We start from the raw sequence: 2,670 nt of genomic DNA on the forward strand, positions 1-2,670 counted from the left end.
CCCACCCGTGCCACTGATGTCATTGGCGAAGGTGGAGTGGTAGCCCAGCGTATCGACGTCGAACAGACGAGTAAATTGTGCTGGCCCTTGCACGGCCTTGCCCACATTCATCAGACCCCAGCCGTAAATGCTGGGGTCTCCCAGAGGGGTGGCGGTGGTCAGCAGGGTTTGTTGCAGATGATAGGCGGTGAAGTAGGGGAACGCTTCCTTCACCAGCGCCGCACCGCCCGCGACGTGTGGCGATGCCATGGAGGTGCCACTTTTATAAATATAGCCTCCATCCGAGTTGACGGAGTTAATGCCAGGGGCCCACTGCCCCCCTGGTGCGGTCAAACACCACTCGGCGGAAACACCACATTTATTGGCGTAGACGGCCAAGGAACCATCTTCCCCGACTGCCGTCACGGCCAGCCAGTTGTCTTTCAGTTCGGGAAACCAGTAGGGAGAGCCGGCCAGAAAATCAGGGTGGTCTTGAGACTCATTGCCGGTAGCAAATACCATCAGGGAGCCAGCCTGCGCACTGTTCTTGAAGGACTCAATGATCAGAGGTTGAGCCTCTAGGGCGCTTTGAGCTGAGCCATAGTCCACAATATGGCAGGGTGGGTTATAGGACCTTGAGCAGTCATTGAGCCCCAGACTGCTATTGATAATGGGCAGCTTGAACTGGGCGAGATAGTTCCAGCCATTAGAAAGCATTCGATCTTGAAAGGCCCTTATATCGTCTGGAGTCGGGGTAGTGTCGTCACCACCATCATCATCGTCGTCATCGTCATCAGTATTGATGCCGTAGGCAACCGCAAAAAGCTGGCTATTGAAGGCGACGCCGTGCATGCCTGCTTCGTCGCGTCTCGCACCAATGATTCCGGCAACATGGCTCCCGTGTCCGGCAGGGGGCTGAGTATCGACTCCTTGGCCATTGGCGTAGGGGGTATTGTTGGCAAAGTCAAAGCCCCCAGCAATGGCGCCGGCAAACTCAGGGTGATTTGCCTGAATGCCCGAGTCCAGATAACCGACCGTGACGCCTTTGCCGGTAAAGCCCAGCGAATAGGCTTTGGCTGCATTGATCATGTCCAGGCCGGGTTGACGCTTATATTCTTTGGTGTGCCATTGCTCCAGTGAGCTCTCGGAATCGGCATGGACGATGCCAGGTAAAGTCAGGCTTAACAAAGCCATCTGCACCAGCATAGAGGTGTTGCGTTTCTTGTTCGACATGTCTTATCTACTTGGATCTTCTAAGGAGGGTGGCCACTCGTTGTGAAAACCTGCCTTGGAGGTTCTCAAGGCATCTTCAATTTAACGGCATAGCCGTTTAAACCGGCAGTTATGGGCTGCTGTATTGTTGAGGTCGTGTTCTTGTGGGCCCCTGCCATGCACGCGCATCGCAGGGATTTTTGATGGCCGTCTGTTATGCCTGCCGCGGGATTGGCGGAACGCCAAGCCCGCCTCGGGGCCTTAAATCAGAAACGTACCTTCATGAATAGCGAGCCAGCATGGTCCTGATTACGACCAAACTGACCCTGGTAGTTCAAGCCAAAGGAGGTGCTCTTGCCGGCTTTCAGCTCTGCGCCCAATTCGGCCACAGCGGCGTTCTTGGCAATCGGCGCGCCGCTGATGCGGAAGTTGCTACCGGGCAAGGCGGCAAAGGCCAGTTCACGCTCGGGTGTGGTGTCACCCAGGGCATGACGCCAGCCTAAACCGGCGCTCAAGGACAGCGTGGTTTTGGACAAGTCCAGTTCCGTGGTGCCACGCAGACCCAGCGTCACGGTGCTCAGGTTCTGGCGTTGCGAGTCTCCGCGCAAGGCTGCCTGACCACCCGATTCGCTAAAGGAGCCGTGACGCAACTGGTGCCAGTTCACGCTGGCATAGGGCTCGACGCTGGAGCGAGGGCTGACGGGCATGCGGTAACCCAGTTGGGCAAAGGCCTGGATGCTGTGCGCTTTGTAATCAGCCTTCAGTGTTTCGTATTGGTGAACGGAGAGAGAACGCTCGCTGTCCAGGCTATGGCGGGTGTAAGCACCACCTGCCAGTAGATTCAGACTACCCGAACCCATTTCCCAGGCTTGCGTTCCGTACAGGGCGGCGCTGTAGCTGTTGCTGCGTGAGGTCTGACGGCGGTCGTCCAGCTTGATACGGTTTTCCAGATAGCCCAGAGAGGCACCCATGCGCCAGCCTTGTTCGCCGATGGCGGTATCGCCACCCAGGAACAGGCCGCCCACCTTATGGCGTACATCCTGGCTGTTATCGTCACCGTCCAGATCACGTTGTTGGTGAATCACTTCGGCCCACAATACAGTGTCTTTACCCGTTGCATTGCGAGCGCTTGAGGCTTGTTTGCCTAAAGTGCGGGGCAAAAGATCCCCGTTGCTTAGCAGGGCGGAGGTCGTACCCGCATGGATTTGGCCTTGCAATTGCTCCATGTAGCCTGCGACCTGTCCGGACTGAGCATTGAGGACCGTGTCGTACAGTTCGGCCATGGTGACCGGCGGTTGATCCGAGCCGGTATCCAGCGCGTTGGCCACGGCTTTCTGGTTCCCCGTATTGGCAAAGGTGGCAAACGGCGTGTCATTGCGCTTGATCATCAAGGACAGGCTGGGGCCGTAGAGCAGCGTTGGCGACAGGAAGGCCATCTCGTAAGTGATGTGACTGTACTGACCTGTCACACCATTAGCT

Annotated in this window: 2 protein-coding genes; both read right to left on the reverse strand. The window is 57.0% G+C overall.

What is annotated here, in order from left to right; genetic code table 11:
* The coding region (locus N879_RS10845) for a S8 family peptidase (RefSeq protein ID WP_031232720.1) at positions 1-1,212 on the reverse strand (1,212 nt) is incomplete at its 3' end.
* A 245-nt stretch (positions 1,213-1,457) separates the two neighbouring features.
* The coding region (locus N879_RS10850; RefSeq protein WP_022983360.1) for an autotransporter outer membrane beta-barrel domain-containing protein at positions 1,458-2,670 on the reverse strand (1,213 nt) is incomplete at its 5' end.

Origin of the sequence: Alcaligenes sp. EGD-AK7 (assembly GCF_000465875.3) — a bacterium.
GTDB lineage: Bacteria > Pseudomonadota > Gammaproteobacteria > Burkholderiales > Burkholderiaceae_B > Alcaligenes > Alcaligenes phenolicus.